16 protein-coding genes are annotated in these 16,224 nt (G+C 52.2%); 8 read left to right on the forward strand and 8 right to left on the reverse strand.

The features are described from left to right. Positions 1–2 precede the first annotated feature (2 nt). The 4 genes from HS100_01675 to HS100_01690 all read right to left on the reverse strand — a co-directional run bounded on the left by HS100_01675 (position 3) and on the right by HS100_01690 (position 4,712). Entirely contained in the window at positions 3–1,148 is a 1,146-nt protein-coding gene (locus tag HS100_01675) for a radical SAM protein (GenBank protein MBE7432603.1), read from the reverse strand. After that, complete coding sequence (locus tag HS100_01680; GenBank protein ID MBE7432604.1) at positions 1,145–2,515, reverse strand: radical SAM protein; 1,371 nt, start codon at positions 2,513–2,515, stop codon at positions 1,145–1,147. The genes HS100_01675 and HS100_01680 overlap by 4 nt, the downstream gene beginning before the upstream one ends. 33 nt (positions 2,516–2,548) lie before the next feature. Continuing rightward, a complete protein-coding gene (locus tag HS100_01685) occupies positions 2,549–4,216 on the reverse strand; it encodes a hypothetical protein (GenBank protein ID MBE7432605.1) in 1,668 nt (555 codons plus the stop codon). A 94-nt stretch (positions 4,217–4,310) separates the two neighbouring features. Continuing rightward, positions 4,311–4,712 carry a hypothetical protein gene (locus HS100_01690; GenBank protein MBE7432606.1) on the reverse strand — a complete coding sequence of 134 codons (402 nt, stop codon included), beginning with the start codon at positions 4,710–4,712 and terminating at the stop codon, positions 4,311–4,313. Between the two features lie 183 nt (positions 4,713–4,895). Between HS100_01690 and HS100_01695 the strand changes: the two genes are divergently transcribed. From HS100_01695 to HS100_01715, 5 genes are all read left to right on the forward strand, one after another. Next, entirely contained in the window at positions 4,896–6,548 is a 1,653-nt protein-coding gene (locus HS100_01695; protein MBE7432607.1) for a methylmalonyl-CoA mutase family protein, read from the forward strand. 42 nt (positions 6,549–6,590) lie between these two features. Beyond that, complete coding sequence (locus HS100_01700; GenBank protein ID MBE7432608.1) at positions 6,591–8,306, forward strand: hypothetical protein; 1,716 nt, start codon at positions 6,591–6,593, stop codon at positions 8,304–8,306. A 416-nt stretch (positions 8,307–8,722) separates the two neighbouring features. Next, entirely contained in the window at positions 8,723–9,097 is a 375-nt protein-coding gene (locus HS100_01705) for a TIGR03987 family protein (GenBank protein ID MBE7432609.1), read from the forward strand. A 197-nt stretch (positions 9,098–9,294) separates the two neighbouring features. Further along, positions 9,295–9,963, forward strand: coding sequence for a hypothetical protein (locus HS100_01710; GenBank protein ID MBE7432610.1), 669 nt, complete (start codon positions 9,295–9,297; stop codon positions 9,961–9,963). Positions 9,964–9,974: 11 nt separating this feature from the next. Continuing rightward, positions 9,975–10,568, forward strand: coding sequence for a hypothetical protein (locus tag HS100_01715; protein MBE7432611.1), 594 nt, complete (start codon positions 9,975–9,977; stop codon positions 10,566–10,568). Between the two features lie 169 nt (positions 10,569–10,737). Here the strand turns inward: HS100_01715 and HS100_01720 are convergent, their stop codons facing one another. From HS100_01720 to HS100_01735, 4 genes are read right to left on the reverse strand one after another with little or no spacing between them, the layout of a single operon-like run. Beyond that, positions 10,738–11,364 (reverse strand): class I SAM-dependent methyltransferase, encoded by a 627-nt coding sequence (locus tag HS100_01720; GenBank protein MBE7432612.1) that lies wholly within the window; start codon positions 11,362–11,364, stop codon positions 10,738–10,740. Then, entirely contained in the window at positions 11,361–11,600 is a 240-nt protein-coding gene (locus HS100_01725; protein MBE7432613.1) for a hypothetical protein, read from the reverse strand. The genes HS100_01720 and HS100_01725 overlap by 4 nt, the downstream gene beginning before the upstream one ends. A 25-nt stretch (positions 11,601–11,625) precedes the next feature. Beyond that, positions 11,626–12,051: a TIGR03618 family F420-dependent PPOX class oxidoreductase gene (locus HS100_01730; GenBank protein MBE7432614.1), complete on the reverse strand. Its 426-nt coding sequence runs from the start codon at positions 12,049–12,051 to the stop codon at positions 11,626–11,628. After that, positions 12,052–12,555 carry a hypothetical protein gene (locus tag HS100_01735; protein ID MBE7432615.1) on the reverse strand — a complete coding sequence of 168 codons (504 nt, stop codon included), beginning with the start codon at positions 12,553–12,555 and terminating at the stop codon, positions 12,052–12,054. A gap of 229 nt (positions 12,556–12,784) precedes the next feature. Between HS100_01735 and HS100_01740 the strand changes: the two genes are divergently transcribed. Genes HS100_01740 through HS100_01750 form a run of 3 tightly spaced genes read left to right on the forward strand, consistent with a single transcriptional unit; the run spans position 12,785 to position 16,197 of the window. Then, positions 12,785–13,144: a hypothetical protein gene (locus tag HS100_01740; protein MBE7432616.1), complete on the forward strand. Its 360-nt coding sequence runs from the start codon at positions 12,785–12,787 to the stop codon at positions 13,142–13,144. 1 nt (position 13,145) lies between these two features. Then, on the forward strand, positions 13,146–15,005 hold the full coding sequence (locus tag HS100_01745) for a TolB family protein (GenBank protein ID MBE7432617.1): 1,860 nt from the start codon (positions 13,146–13,148) through the stop codon (positions 15,003–15,005). A 55-nt stretch (positions 15,006–15,060) separates the two neighbouring features. Beyond that, entirely contained in the window at positions 15,061–16,197 is a 1,137-nt protein-coding gene (locus tag HS100_01750; protein MBE7432618.1) for a M23 family metallopeptidase, read from the forward strand. Positions 16,198–16,224 lie beyond the last annotated feature (27 nt).

Here is a 16,224-nt window from a genome sequence, read left to right on the forward strand (position 1 = left end):
AATCAACGATAGATGCTTTCCCAATTGTCTTCGAGCAGATTGCCAAGGACGTTTTCCGCCATGCCCTGCGCGGGAAGGACATCGCCGTCGGGTTCGACATATAACCAGGCTTTGCCCGCACCGGTGGGAACTCCATCCTCCTCAGTTTCGAGCGCGACAGGATTCTGAGCCGAGTACGGGACGGGCAGATCGAAATTGACCTTGATATTGAGGTCGGCGGCTTTTTGGGTGACCGCATCGAGTTCATTTTTCAAAGAAAGGTCTGCAAGGCTGAATGAAATGCTTTTGACCTGAAGCGCGGCAAGTTTCTCGAGCGTTGCGGTGATATTGGCGGCAATTTGTTTATTGATGGTGATATGAACGGTGACGAAAAGGTCATCGGGCATGATGGCTTCAAGCGCCTGCCATGACCTTTCATTTTCAGGTTGGAGCAGGAAGAGCAAATGGTCAAGCCCGGTTTGCAAAAGCAATTGACGATAATCCTTGTCGGCGAGTTTCAAGCCGTCGCTGAGCAAGCCGCAGACTTGACCGTTCTTTTCGGCATGGGCGATGAGTTCGGGCAGGTCTTCGCGCAAGGTGGGTTCGCCGCCCGTGAAAGTGACATGCGGGACTCCCATGCGCCAGGCGGTATCTAGAATGGATTTCCATTCATCGGTGGTCAATTCGCGGTCAACGCGTTTGACAGGCGCATATTCCGCTTGAGTGTCTTCCGGGAGTCTATACGTCAACGCACAGTCCAGGCGGAGCGGGGCGGGCAAGTCTGCTGAATGGGGAGAAACTCTTTCGAATCCCAGATAGGAAACGGGGTCGACATCCTGCGATGTGACAAGAGTTTCGATGCGGTCGAGAAAATCCTGGTAATCTTCGAGCGCGATGTTTTTCCTGACACGATAGCGGGAGGCGATCTGTTTTGCGGCTTCGGCAGGCTCGGTGCCTTTGATGAAGTGATAGGCATATTCCGCGGCAGTCGGGTTGAGGTGCAATACCGTGGCGGCGTTGACGATGAACACGCCGGAACCATCCCCGCGCAGGCGGAGATGGACGCGGTACGGTTTTTTATCCGCCGATTCAGATTGCAGGTGATGCATTCCTTCGGGCAGGGGCGTGACCTTTGCGAAACGGTCTGCAAGACGATTGAAGATATTCATGATGCCTCCAAATGGATGACAGGAAGGTCCACAAGATTCGATTTCCGGTAACCCTCCGCCGTGAGCGGACAGCCGCCGCCGCATTCAGCGACGACAGGACAGCCTGCGCATTTGGCAGGCAGGTTCTGCCGCTCGCGCAGCTGGACAGAAAGTTTGTGATTCCAGATCGAGTCCCAGGAGTCAGCCAGCATATTGCCGAGGGGATGATAATAGGATTGGCAGGGTAAAACGTTTCCATTCGACTCAATGCACATGCTGTATAACGCGGCAGTACAACCTTTGACTCCCAGGTTATTGGCGGTCGGGTCGAATTGACAATACTGCGTCGGCGTATACCAGATGAGGCGTTGCCCGCGTTGGCTGGTCTTCTGCGTGGCGATATCGAGGATGGGTTGGAGTTCGCTCTCTTTGAGCCCCGTTCCCACTGTGATCCCGCTACCTGAATAAATAAGCGCATTCAAACCGACGGTCGGCACGCCGAGGTCTGCCAGAAAATCGAGCGTGGCGGGGATGCTGTGGACATTCGTCCTCAGCATGGTGGTATTGGTCATCACATAAAGCGGCGAACGCAGGACGTTGTTCAACCCTGCGATCGTCTGGCGGAATGCGCCTTTGGCGCGCATCATCTCGTCGTGGATCTCGGGCACGCAGGACTCAACCGTGATCTGCACATGGTCGAGACCGGCATCTACCAGTTCTTTGACGTAATCCATGTCCATCAATCGGCGGGCGTTGGTGTTGAGTCCGGTGATCTGTCCGTTCGATTCGGCATGGCGGATCAACTCTGGGAGGTCGTTTCGCAAAGTCGCTTCACCGCCGGTGAAGACGACGTGCGGCACGCCCAACGCCCAGAGTTGATCGAGGATCTTGAACCATTGCCCGGTTGTCAGCTCGGGGAAGTTCCGCTCGCGGGCGTTGTAGCAATGAGCGCAGTCATTATTACAGCGGTAGGTGACAGCCAAATCCATGCGGTAAGGCGCGGTGGGACGGGCGCTGAACGGCATGTCCATTTCAAGTTCGAGATCGTGGATGGCGCATGCGCCGTCGGGGCGAATCAGCTCATCGAGTTGAATGTTGAAGTTTGAAAGGTCGTTCTCTGCCTGCTTTTTCGAAACCGAATAACGCGAACATAAAGCGAAGATTCTTTCCTCTTTCGTCTTTCCTTCAAGAATCAACCATGCCATGAAAGCTGCAGTTGGATTCAGATGCATGACACTGTTGGCATTGACGATCAAAGTGCCATCCCCGCCCGGGTCGATGCGCAGGTGGATGCGCGATTTCTCGGGTCCGTTCTCGCGGGTGTAATGATGAAGACCGGATTTTGGATATTCGATCTTAGATTGCCGATTGAACAGATCAGTTAACAAAGCCGTTTTTCCTCATTTACCAATTACCAATAACTATCTTCCCCCGCCCGCACAGGCGCAGGCGCAGCCGGCGCAGGCACATGCACAGGCACAGGAACGTCCTCCACCGCCGCGGGAGCGACCACCGCTGCTCTTGGGCGGAGGCGGAGGCGGGTTGGTCACATTCGTGATCTTACCTGTGAACTCCTGAACGTTTCCGATGACTCCCGCAGCGAAGCCCTGCACACCATTGACCATGGACGCGGCAAAGTCTGCTCCGGGGAGCCCGGTTGAAGATGGGCCTCTGCCTGAGGATGAAGGCAGAGATACGGGCGTAGATGAAGAGCCGCCGCCTCCTCTCCAGGCTGGGTCATACCGCCCCCACCAATTCGGCACGATGATCGGACCGGTGAACGTGCGTCGCGTGCGGTCGTCGTAATCCTTGTCGAGCATCGTCCATTCGAGGGCTTCGTCGAATTTCTGGCTTTTCACTTCGGGCGTATCGGCAGCTTCGACCTGCGCCCAGGCTCTCTCCATGATGTTTTTGTAATACTCGATCGTTTCGCGGCGGCTGAAGCCCTTCATTTTTTCAGAGACGCTTTTTACAAGCGCAACAGTCATGTCCTGCAACAACTTGCGGCGGGCTTTTTTATCGTTCTCGCCAAAAGCCTTGAGAAAATTGATTTCGTATTCGTGCAGTTTTTCCGGCAACGGCGAAGCAGCCTTCAACTCCAACGGATCGCGCGTCGTCACGGACGCGGCGTTCTTCTTGACCGCGCCGAACAGGATCATCGTCATGACCTTATCGAGCGGCTGTTCCATCAACAGGGCCGCTTCGACAGCAGTCAGCCCGCGTTTGATCCCGTGACCTTCGATGGAGATCTTGGGCGGCAGGTATTGCAATTTTCTGCGGTTCGCAGCGCGGACACCGAGGATGGGAAGACCGACAAAGAGGAAGCCAAATCCGCCTAGGCAAAGCAAAATGAAGAACGTTTCCGGGTCGATCAGGGGCCGCGGCGGCGGAGTGTAAATGGATTCCGCCGGAACATACGTGCGCGGAAAGGATGCGCCGAAGTTATGGAATTTGGAAGCGTTCGCAACGGGTGAATACCATGTATAGGTGATGCGTCCTTCTTCATCGAATCCGGTTTGCGGCTCTGCGGGAAATCCCTCCGGCGCTTCGTGCCAGCGCGGCTCTTCGGGATCCATGTTCGGCGGCAGGTGGAAGGTCATGGTGAAATCGGTTGTACCGCTGACGTATTCAGAGCCGAACCACGTGGGAGCAAACGAAGCGCTGGCGTAGGCATCATCTTGATCGGGATAAAGAACGCTGCGAATGCCCGGGATGAAAACATGCACGGTTCCTCTCCCCCCCGCAGGGATGGTCTGGTTCCCCATTACGATCGCAAACCCCGAGCCGCTCCCAGCGTAATCGCTCCAAGAAACGGAAACAGGCGTCCCATCCACATCCGCGCGGACATCGGATAGCTCGAACGTCGAGTTGACCGTGCCCACATCCACATAATCGATCGGATGAGAGCCGGGCAGGTTTGTAAAGGTCCATGTGTAATCGAGGTCCAATGTGCCATCTTCGTTCCAATAGGCATGCACAACTTCCTTATTTACCTCGAAGAGATACGGCAAGTCCTGCGCGAAAGCGTTCAACGTAAAAGATGGAAGCGCGAATAACACAAGAAAGGCAAAAAGAAGTTTTCGTTTCATGGCATTCCTTTTATCGGTATCAAGTGGTATCAGGTGTCAGGTGTCAACTATCAGGAAAAACCTGACACCTGACACTCCGCACCTGAAACTTTCCCTACCACTTCGGTTCTTCGGTCAGTTGATATGTCGTGCCGCAGTACGGGCATTCCACAGTCGGCGCACCGGCAACGAGCTTGATATTCTCCGACTTCAACACCCCGCCGCAGGACTGGCACTTCATCTGCTCGATCTTCGTCTCGCCGGGCAGGTCCACTTTCATGGTCACCTGCTGGACGATTTCGGTTTTCGACCCGCGCTGCGCGGCGTAGACCATCCATGCCCCGCCGCCGAGGAACAACACGCCTGCACAGCCAAAACCTAGTCCAAAGGTCAGCCAGTTGGAATCACCCTGGGCGGAGGTCGAGCCAACAACACTCAATACGCCGTATCCGAACAGACACAATCCGATCAAGAATAGAATCCCCGCGCCGATATAAAGTAGTGTTTTGCTTCCCATGTCAATCTCCTGAAGGAATATATATCAAGTCTAGCATTTTGGCTGGTGTGACACAATTGACATTCGTCTTAAATAATACCGATTCGGTGTGATTTGATATGCGACAAAACATTATCTTCATCCGTATGGCAGCCGGTTGATTGGCATTACAATTGAAACCAATCCCCAACCTTCAGGTGAGACATGACAAAAAGCGATCATTACCAAACATGGCAGGAAACCACCCTAAAAAAATCACTCGATAAATTCAAGGAGCGGAGGGACCGCTTCGAGACGACCTCCGGAATCGAAATACCGCGCCTCGCGACCCCGCCCGGGCCTGATTCGGCCTACGAGGAGAAGTTGGGCTACCCCGGAGAATATCCCTTCACCCGCGGAGTCCAGCCGACGATGTACCGTTCACGCTTCTGGACGATGCGCCAATACGCAGGTTTTGCAACTGCTGAAGAAACGAACAAACGCTACCGATACCTGCTCGCAAATGGACAGACAGGTTTGAGCGTCGCGTTTGACCTCCCCACTCAGATCGGCTACGATGCGGATGACCCCATCGCGCAGGGAGAAGTCGGCAAAGTCGGCGTGTCCATTTCTTCCATTGTTGACATGCAACAGTTGTTCGACCAGATACCGCTCGACAAAGTTTCCACATCCATGACAATCAACGCGCCCGCGGGGGTTTTGCTCGCGATGTACATCGCCGTTGCCAAGCGCCAGGGCGCGGACATGAAGCAACTGCGCGGCACGATCCAGAACGACATTCTCAAGGAATACGTGGCGCGCGGAACGTATATCTTCCCGCCTGCGCCGTCGATGCGGCTGATTACGGACATCTTCCAGTTCTGCTCGAAGGAAGTGCCGTATTGGAACACGATCTCGATCTCGGGCTATCACATCCGCGAAGCCGGTTCGACCGCCGTGCAGGAAGTAGCCTTCACCCTTGCGAACGGAATCGCCTACGTCGAAGCGGCATTGAAGGTCGGTCTCAATATAGACGATTTCGCGGGTCAGCTTTCGTTCTTCTTCAATGCGCACAACAACCTGCTCGAAGAAGTTGCCAAATTTCGCGCGGCAAGACGCATGTGGGCACGCATCATGCGCGAACGTTTCAAAGCGCAGAAGCCGTCTTCTTGGCAGTTGCGCTTCCACACTCAAACCGCCGGTTCGACTCTCACCGCACAACAGCCGGAAAATAACGTGGTGCGTGTGACCTTGCAAGCGCTTTCTGCCGTCCTCGGCGGGACGCAAAGTTTGCACACCAACAGCATGGACGAAGCCTTGTGGCTGCCGACCGAAAAATCCGTCCGTGTGGCGCTGCGGACCCAGCAAATCCTCGCGCACGAATCCGGTGTCGCGGACTCGGTTGATCCGCTCGCGGGTTCGTATCTCATCGAGCATCTCACCGACGAGATCGAAAAAGGCGCGCTCGATTACATCGCTAAAATTGACGAAATGGGCGGAGCCTTGCCCGCCATCGAGCGCGGATTCATGCAGAACGAAATCCAAAATGCAGCGTATGCCGCCCAGCAAGCCATTGAAAAGAAAGAACAAATTATTGTCGGCGTCAACGCGTTTGAAGTGAAAGAAGAAAGAAGTTTGGAAAGACTGGTGGTTGATCCCGCCATCGAGGCAGTTCAACGAGCGGAGTTAAAGCATTTACGCGAGACAAGAGACGAGGGACGAGTGAACGAGTTGCGCGGAAGGTTGGTCACAGCCGCGAAAGGGACGGAGAACCTGATGCCGCTGTTTATTGAATGTGTGGAACATGACATGACCCTCGGCGAGATTTGTAATACGCTGAGAGGGGTGTGGGGTGAGTATGTGGCGGAAGGGTTTTAGACCGCCCCCACCTGTCATTCCTAAAATACAAGGCAGCAAAAGATGTCAGATAAGAAAAAGAGAAGACGCCGGAGAAATGGGAACTCTAGAAATGAGTTTATTGCATTTGAATACTATTCGAGACCTTTTTTGTTACTCGGGGATGAAATTACACGTTTTGGATATGACAATAGAAAGCCGCATGAAATTAGAAAAAGGTTTTGGAGTTTACTCCCCGATCGAACGTATGCATCTCTCGAAATAAGCCCATTACTAAAACATTATATCAATTCTATAGAAGACAATCTGAAAGAAATTATTAGCAAACGCTCATTGGCATACTGGTTGCACGTATACAGAAGAATTGGACCCTACTCAGCAGGGATAGATGAACAACCAATAACAATTGGATTGGTGCGAGCAGCATTCGAAATGGCTTTTTTGAAGTATGCTAACTTTGCCCCATGCCATTCAATAGGCATAAGCAAAGAAACTCCAATTGAAAATATTTTATCTGGACTATTAATGTCAGAGGAATTCGAATTAGAGAGAAATCTCATCAATGAAGCATCAAAACAAATGGTCTTAACCGATTTTAATTCCCTAAATTTGCTTGAAATATATAATGCAGAAAAATTAGCATATGAACTTTGGAGGAGCACAGCAAGCTTAAGAATTGCTGGAAAAGGGGCTTCTTTTACGATAAGTCAGTCAGAGCCCTATATTTTCGACAATCGAAACGACGAACTTGATAAACTTGTCCAAATATATGACAGCAGACATCATGGTATATCGTCTACATCATTGACAGGAACTTCATTCAGCAACCTCTCCAACCTAGAGGACTCTGGAAAAATCATTATCCCAACATATAATATGGGGCACTTACCATCCGAAAAATTCAATGAATTATTCAGAGGGGTTTTTAATCTCAACATTCAGAACTCAATGGTTTTTAATTTTTTGTGGGCGCCGTTTGAAATTGGTAAATACAGAAAATCTCACATCCCATATTCAGAAAAGTTCTTAGAAATCCACAATGTGGAATTAGACTCAGTTTTACTAACAATAACCGCGCTATGCAATCGGGTACTTCTCAATATGAAAAACGACTCGTTACATGCAATTCATAGATACTATCAAAGAGCTTATGAGGGTCCAAGTAAAAAATCATTGGTAATTGAAGAAATATTTAAATATCTACCAATAGCAGCTAGAACTCTTAATATTCCCGAAGAACAAATATCTCAAGAAAAGATTTTAAGCGCTATTGGTTTCTTAGAGCTATCAAAAAGCAAACAAGTTGATCTAAATTTACAATATCCTGGTCCGCATATGGTATTCCTACCTTACGCAGAAGATCGTTGGTTTATTGATTATGCATGGCTTAACAGTCTACTTTACAATCTCTTCATTGGTGTTTCACCCGACGATCAAAAATTCAAGGGTGATATTCTTGAAAAAGTTGTTAATTTTAGACAATCAATATTACCAACAAAACCATGCAAATCAACTTCAGGGCAATTTAAACAAATAGATGCATCATTTAAAGTCGGAAGCCGATTGGTAATTGTTGAATGTAAAGCAATCAATAAATCAGTCGCTTTTGACAAAGGTGACCCTAGTTCAATTCAATTCAGAAATAATAAATTTACTGATGCATTAAATGAGGTCGACGAGAAGGCGCAATGGCTAGCAAATAACCCATTGGGAACAAATTATGATATACGTAATTTTAGCGAGATATTGCCTATAGTAATATCTCCTTTTGTAGAATAAATTCCTAGCTTAAACAATTTTTATTGGATTGATTATGAAACTCCAAGAATAATTACGCCCGAAGAGTTGAAATTATTTTTGGATAATGAAAAATTTTCTGGAAATTTATTCAATCTTGTAACAGTCAAACAATTATCCTAATAAAAATAACTATAGGGAAGGTGTAGAAAGAGGGTGAGTGCTGCCCCGTCCATCCTAGCAGGCACCACCCAAAAAATAGGATGCATCCAAAGTGACAGTCACCTAAGAGGTGACTGTCACTTTTTCTACTTCATACAAACCTGACAAGTCTGCCTTCGCGAAAGACTGGGGGAATGCAATTGAACCGGCTTTCAGTGACGTTTGACACGGTCTGCTTTTCAGGAAGATGCTTATAATTTCTTCTGGCATAAAAACTACATTTGGAGGCAATACCCATGAATCCACTTGCTGTGATCATTATCAACCTTGCCCTGGTGTTCTACTCTATTGGTGTGTGGAGCGAAAGGCTTCAGGGAAGGCTCAAAGTCTGGCATACCGTTTTCTTTTATCTGGGATTGGTTTGCGACACCTGGGGCACCGGCATGATGTTCGAGTATGTGGGCGGCATGGCTTTCGATGTTCATGGAATATCAGGTTTGCTGGCGATCATCCTGATGTTCATCCATGCCGTCTGGGCGACGGTTGTCCTGATGAAGAAGGACGAAAAGATGATCGTCAACTTCCACAAGTTCAGCATTTTCGTGTGGCTGGTGTGGTTGATCCCCTACTTCAGCCCGATGGTGTTTCAGATTGCTCAGGCGGCGAAATGACGTCACAGGGGAATCGCCCAGGTGATTGAACATATAGTCAAGCCAGTCAGAACGAGGCAATCATCAACATGTGACTGCCTCGTTTTATATTTCATCGCAGCATGGAGCATCGAAAACGATTCCCCCGCTTGAATTCCACTTCCCCCCGCCGTACAATTTAATACGAGAAGCGTCCTTGACATGACGGGAGGGCTGTCATGAAGAAGAGAGCATACCCGGGGTGGATTGGGGCGATTTTGATATTGATTCTCCAATTGGCTTGCACCATTGCGGATACCCTGCCCGATTACTTCTGTGAGATGAACGGCGGGACATGGCATCCGTCCACGTTGGATGAAGACGCCTGGTGCGAGAAAGCCAAACCCAATCCGAAGGCAACGCCCGATGCGGGGGAGACAGATCCAGCCGGGAACGAGGCGGGGGAGAATCCACCCACAGAAGGCACGGAAGAATACATCCCGCCCATGAACGCTCCTGCACAGGATTGCAACGCGACGCTTTACATCCAAACATCAATCGAAATCGTCAAAGATATTCAAGAACCTTATTACCGGGAATGTGATTACAAATTGACGGGGAGAAACATCAACCCGGGCGAAGGGATATGGATCGCCCGCCGCACGAACGTCAGCGTGCATAGCAACCAAACGAATTCAGACAGCAGTTACTGGTACTCCGACCTGCTCGTGCCCGGGCAGGACTGGGAAGAGCAATTCCGCTCCACCTACATTACAAACGGAGGGACCAGCCAATGGCGAGTGGACAAAGTTGCCGGTGTGTTCAACCGGCCCGAATGTTTGTACCTGCTCACTTCAACGGAGGTGGAGTCCATCAGCGTGCCCGTCGAGTGGGCATGCGGCCCGTAAGGAGATGACCCATGAAACCCGATAAACAAATCTATATGTGGAGTCTCACTTTGGTGTTGATGATCTTCCTTTCCCTCGGCTGCATCGTGTGGGACCTGGTCGGGTACGATATCTCAAAAGACGTTTACTCAGGGACGTACACCGCCATCGCCAGGGAATTGACTCAAATACAGATAGATTACGAATTGGAAATCGCGGAAAAGACAGAGTGGGCGGATTACAACAACGCCAGATACACCAGTGAAGCCGCCACGTACGTGGCTTTCCTCAGCGCCACCGCCCCGCCGCCGGTTCCCCCGGTCATCATTACCATTGAATTTCTCAGCACGATCATCGGCGATGGAAAAACGAATTATGGGAATCTCTACTTCCGCGATGGAGATGGGGATGTGAACCGCCTCACTCTTGACGTTGTGTCTGCCACCAACTTCGGCGGCGCGGACTACAACCCAAGACCCTATCTCATTGCAGGCGATTATTACTCAGGAGTGTTTCAACTCTATATCTGGTGCGAAGGCTCGCAGGACGTGACCCTGCGTGCGACCCTTTATGATGAAGCCGGACTGAAGAGCAATTCGATGAATTTCTCGTTTACGTGTGAGTAAATGAAACATGACTCATCCCGAAATTAAGGTTTCGTGGGTGAGTTCGTTTTTAAGAACAGATGGGACGCTGATAAACGCTGAAAACGCGGATTTGTAATCCCTTTTCCGCGTAAATCTGCGCTCGTCCGCGTCCCAAATTAAATTCGGGGTTAATCATGTTTATGCTGATTTATGCTTTTTGGAATATAAACGACACCAGCCTCGGCGGCTTGCCTACATCGTCCGCGTGCCAGACCTCATCGAACTTGAATAATTCCAACCCATTCCTCTCGGCAGTGAGGATGAACTCTGAGATGTGATGGATGAAGACACCCACTTCGACGATCTGCGCGCCGCGCTCGAAACGAGCCTTTGTCCCACCGTATTGTTTGAAAGGATGCAGCTCATTGACGAGAAACTGCCCCCCGCTGCGCAATGTCCGCGCGGCTTGGGTGAAGATGTGATTCAAGTCCTTGATGTGTTCCAAAACCAGATTGCAAGTGATAAGGTCGAAGGAATTATCCGCGCAATTCCAGGGCTGGGTGATGTCTGCCAAAGCAAATCGGACATGGTCTGCCGTCACTTTTTGGCGGGCTCTGGCAAGCATCTTTTCGGAGAAATCGATTGCCAGGACAGAATCGCCCAGCGTGGCAAGGAACTCGGTGTTCTTCCCCGTCCCGCAGCCGATCTCCAAAATGGATGGGAAGCGCTGTCCCGTAAGGAGGAGGCGCGTCACCTGGGCGTCGAGGTCACGGGTGGGATTCGTGTTCGAGTCGTAGATATCCGACCATTCGTTGTAAGCGTCTTGTATGTTCACGCGGGCAAACCGTAGAACTCCACAAATCCGCATTCATCACAGCAATACGCCGCGAGAGGCTTGCGTTCCTTCGAGAGCGGCTTGCCGGAAAATGCCTTCGATAGATCTGGAGCCGATTCTTCATCCGGCGCAAAGACATACACATATTTCGATTTGAGCGTATATTCGTTGAATTTCATGATGCGCCCCTGTTTCATCGAGCCTTTGCATTTTGGACAAATTTTTGCTTCTGCCATTGTTCCTCTTTTCCACCGATAAAACTCAATCCGCTTTCGATACCCACGGACCGACGCCTTCGACCCGCTCCACGCGGATGCGGGTGATATAGCCGGGCGGAGGATTCTCCATCGGCGGGAATTTCACGCCGGGACCCATGTACACGTAGGCAAGTTTTTGCAGCAACGCCGCCGCGCCTCCTTCTGTGATGCGGGCTGTGCCGTACACCACGGCATATTCCCTCAGCCCGAAGCTGCTTAACGTGCTCGCTTCGAGCGAGAGAACGACACGCCCATCCCGCTCGATGTTGCGGACCTTTTGGTTGCGCGGCAAATGCGCAGCGACGATCTCATCATCTTCGACGCCGACCCACACCACGGTCACATGCGGAGTGCCGTCCTTGTTCATCGTCACAAGATGCGCATGCGCGCCGGAGGCGATCAGGTCAATGAGAGATTGGGGGATTTGCATTCAAGACTCCTGCGATAAATTCTGCAACCAAAGTTTCGCATCCTCCGCTTTGACCGCCCGCTCGGCTTCATGGATGAGCGCGTTCAAACTTCGTCTGCGCCTGAACGGCGCATTCGGCGGCAGGTAGGAAGCGGGCAATGGCGTCGGCTCTACGTTTAGCGATACATTGAAACACGGCGACCAACGCTGGATGAGTAATCTTTCAGAAGCGTCCAAATCGTTTCCGGCTTCGTCGAAATGCGGCGACTTGGAACTCAGCAATTCTATAGTGAAACTCATGGATTTGGGCCAGTTGCACCAGATGAACCGCCCGACGATGGAGTGTCCGTGAAAACCACCCAGCAAATGCTCCCAGACACGGGCAAACGCAAGCTGGGATTGCCCGACGTAGAATGCGACCTCGTCATCGCGAAACATGTAAAGGTCGAAGTGACTCCATTCCGCCGGGCATTGCTCGACGAGCAGGAAGCGTTTGAGTGGAATCGCGATGGGTTCCATCTTCACAGTATGGTTATTTTGGTTCATTGAAGTTAATGACCGTACATTATGGAAAACCAAATATGGTTTTTCGGAATTGCTGTTTAACCAAACGATTTACCGATTATACGCCAGCCATTTCGCCAAACAATAACCAATCTCTAATTCTCCAATTCTCTAATTTCTCCCCCTCCCTAATGAATCTGTAATCCAACCTCACGAACCCCACTCAACCCCAACGGGTATAATCGCCCGCATGGATTTTTTCTTTCCCGAGGACAATCTCACGCGCGCAGTGCCCGAAGAGACGCGCATCACGTCGCTGACCGCCGAAGCCTGGCCCGATGGTCGGCGGCTGCGGGTCAATTTGGAGATCACGCCGTTCCAAAAACGACCCTACATCGAAGTGACATTGAACGATGCTGACGGCGAAGAAGTGGCTTCGACAAGCATCGTCGAGCCGTTGAGCTGGAAACTGGAATTCACCATGCACATCCGCGGCGAGTTGCGGAACCCATACACGCTCCATGCGCGGTTGTATTATCCGGATGACGGTCCCTCTGATGAGCCGCGTCAATTCACTTTTGAAGTACATCCCCAGGCGGATACAAATTGACATGATTCTACATGGCATCTGTCATTCTTCGGTCGCTTCGCTCAGAGTGACATGGATCGTTATATTCATAAGTCTCCTGCTCGGAGCGTGCGTCCAGCCTGAAGCGCAAGCGACAGGCGTCCCGACGGAAGAGCCGCAGATCGTCGAAGAGACTCCAGTACGGGTCATCGATCCTGCCAGTGAAGCCGCCTTCCTTTCCATCGAAGAGAACGGGTTCGCCCATCTCTTTCTTTTCCGCTCGCACGACCTGACGTTTGCGCGCATCACATCCGGGGATTCAAACGACATCACTCCGGCGTTCAACGCGGATGGGACCAAAATTGCATTCGCGTCAGATCGCGACGGCGATTGGGACCTGTACGTGATGGCGCTCGATACCGGCGAGATCAAGCAGGTCACCAATTCGCTGCAATATGATTCGGCTCCATCGTGGTCGCCGGATGGGCAATGGCTGGCATTCGAAACATATCAAAACGATAACCTCGAGATCGCGGTTGTCAATGTCGACTCAGGCGAGATCGTCCCGCTCACCCAGCATCCCGCGTCGGATCATTCCCCCGCCTGGGCGCCGGACGGGCGGCATGTGGCTTTCATCTCCACGCGCGGCGGCGACAGCGACGTCTGGCTTGCAGACCTCGACCTCGCCGGCGACGACCGCTATCAAAACCTGAGCAACACGCCGTTCGCATCCGAGAACTTCCCATTTTGGAATCGCGACGGCTCGCAATTGTTGTGGTCGTCCATTTCGCAAACGGTCGGTTTTAGCGGCCTGTATATCTGGAATGCCGCTGAACCGAATCGCTCTGCGCATTGGGTCGGCGACGGAAGCATCGGCACATGGAACGAAGCCGAAGACCGCGTGCTCGCGGCAGTCAGCGCTCCGAACCAAACCTTCCTGACCTTGTACAATCTTCAAGGGGACATTCTCATCTCATCGATTCCCCTCAGCGGACGCGTGCGCGGCATGACCTGGGGAAGCGCGGCTCTTCCCCAGCCTCTGCCTGATTCGTGGACCCAGGCCGCGGAGCAAACGCCGGGAGCGCTTTGGTCTCCCATCGTCACCCCGGGCGGCGATGTTCCGAATCAACGCTTCACTGTTGTGCCCATCAACGATGTGCAGGCGCCCTTCCCTCAATTGCACGATCTCGTCGATGAATCGTTCAACGCCCTGCGCCAGCGCGTTTCTCAAGAGGCAGGCTGGGATGCGCTTGCAAGTCTGGAGAACGCATTCGTCCCCTTGACGACCTCCCTCGAACCGGGCTTGGACGATGACTGGCTTTATACCGGTCGCGCGTTTGCGATCAACTCGTTAATGTCAAACGCCGGTTGGATGGTCACACTACGCGAAGATGTTGGCGCATTGACCTATTGGCGTGTTTACATCCGCTGCGCCGTGCAGGACGGTTCTCTCGGCGAGCCGATCCACAATGCGCCGTGGAATCTCAATGCGCGTTACGACCTTGACCCGCGCACGTACGAACAGGGAGGCGATTATGCGCCCGTCCCCGCCGGGTATTGGGTGGATGTCACATCCCTCGCGCAAGCCTACGGCTGGGAACGATTGCCTTCATTACCGACCTGGCGCACTTATTACAAAGGCGCGCGCTTCACCACCTATGCAATGACCGGCGGATTGAATTGGTACCAAGCCATGCAGGAGTTGTATCCGGTCGAAGCGCTCGTCACACCGACCAAAGTTTTGGCTCCGACGTTAACTCCCACGAACACTGCAACTCTCACACCGACGAAACGTCCCACCCGCACTCCGCGCATGACCTTCACGCCGTCGTTGACTCCCACGATCACAACCACACCGCCTCCGCCTACATCCACGCCGACCCCGCCGACGGTGATTCCATAGCTAACTCTGTCATTGCGAGGGCGCTTTTGCTCTTCGCCCGAAGCAATCTCATCAAATGGCTATCAAGATTGCTCCGCCCGTTTCACCCGCTCGCAATGACGAAGAAAAAATGACTCTCAAACGCCTTCTTTCCTCTATCTTGTTTCCTCTTTTCCTCGTCTCCTGCACTTACGAGATCGGTTCATCCACGCCCACGCCGGTGATCCAGCCCGAAGCGCTGAGTCAGTCCGAGGTCCCGTTCGAGGCGGTGATCACTCCATCGCCCCAGCCGTTTCAGTTCAGCCTTCCCACACCCGGCGCGGAACCGATCACGAACTGGCGTCCGCCTCTTTACCCGGTGCCGTGGGCGATCTCTCCCTACGATCATTTCTTTTTCACACGTCCCATTGCCGCAAACCAGACCAACTGGCCCGTTGCGGATTATCGTTATGGCGGCGTGTTCTTTGGGCGCAATATCGTGCATACCGGTGTGGACATTCCTTCGCCCGAAGGCACACCGATTTTGGCGGCAGGACCCGGGACGGTGGTTTGGGCTGGTTGGGGTTTGTTTCTTGAAACGCCCGGCGATACGACCGACCCGTATGGTTTGGCTGTGGCGATCCGGCATGACTTCGGTTATAACGACCAGCAGTTATATACGATCTATGCCCACATGAGCCTGATGAACGTGATCGTCAGCCAGCATGTGGAAACGGGCGAAGTCATCGGCTTCGTCGGTTCGACCGGCGCGACGACGGGTCCGCATCTGCATTTTGAAGTGCGCTTCCCGAATAATTCCTTCTTCTATACATATAATCCAGAACTTTGGATCGCTCCCCCGCAGGGATGGGGCGTATTGGCGGGACGCATCGTCAACGAAAAGGATGAACTGATTCAGCAGATGGAAGTTTTGGTCGCGCCCGAACGCGCCTCGCGCACGTTCACGGTCCGCACTTACGGCAAGGGCGGCGCGGTCAACCCGGACCCGTACTATCAGGAGAATTTAGTCCTGGGCGACCTGCCTGCAGGCATTTATAAAGTCTCGTTCAAATATGACGATGAGCGCGTGCAGACCTGGGTGGAGATCTTCCCCGGTCAGGTCACGTACTTCACGTATAAGAACGAAGAAGGTTTTACCGTCGCCCGTCCCCCCGCGCCGACGCTGGAGTTTTTGCCGGAGGTTTTGCCGCCCACACCAACTCCCAAACCATAATCGCAAAGACGCGAAGGCGCTAAAAAA

Source organism: Anaerolineales bacterium (assembly GCA_015075725.1).
Lineage (GTDB): Bacteria > Chloroflexota > Anaerolineae > Anaerolineales > Villigracilaceae > Villigracilis.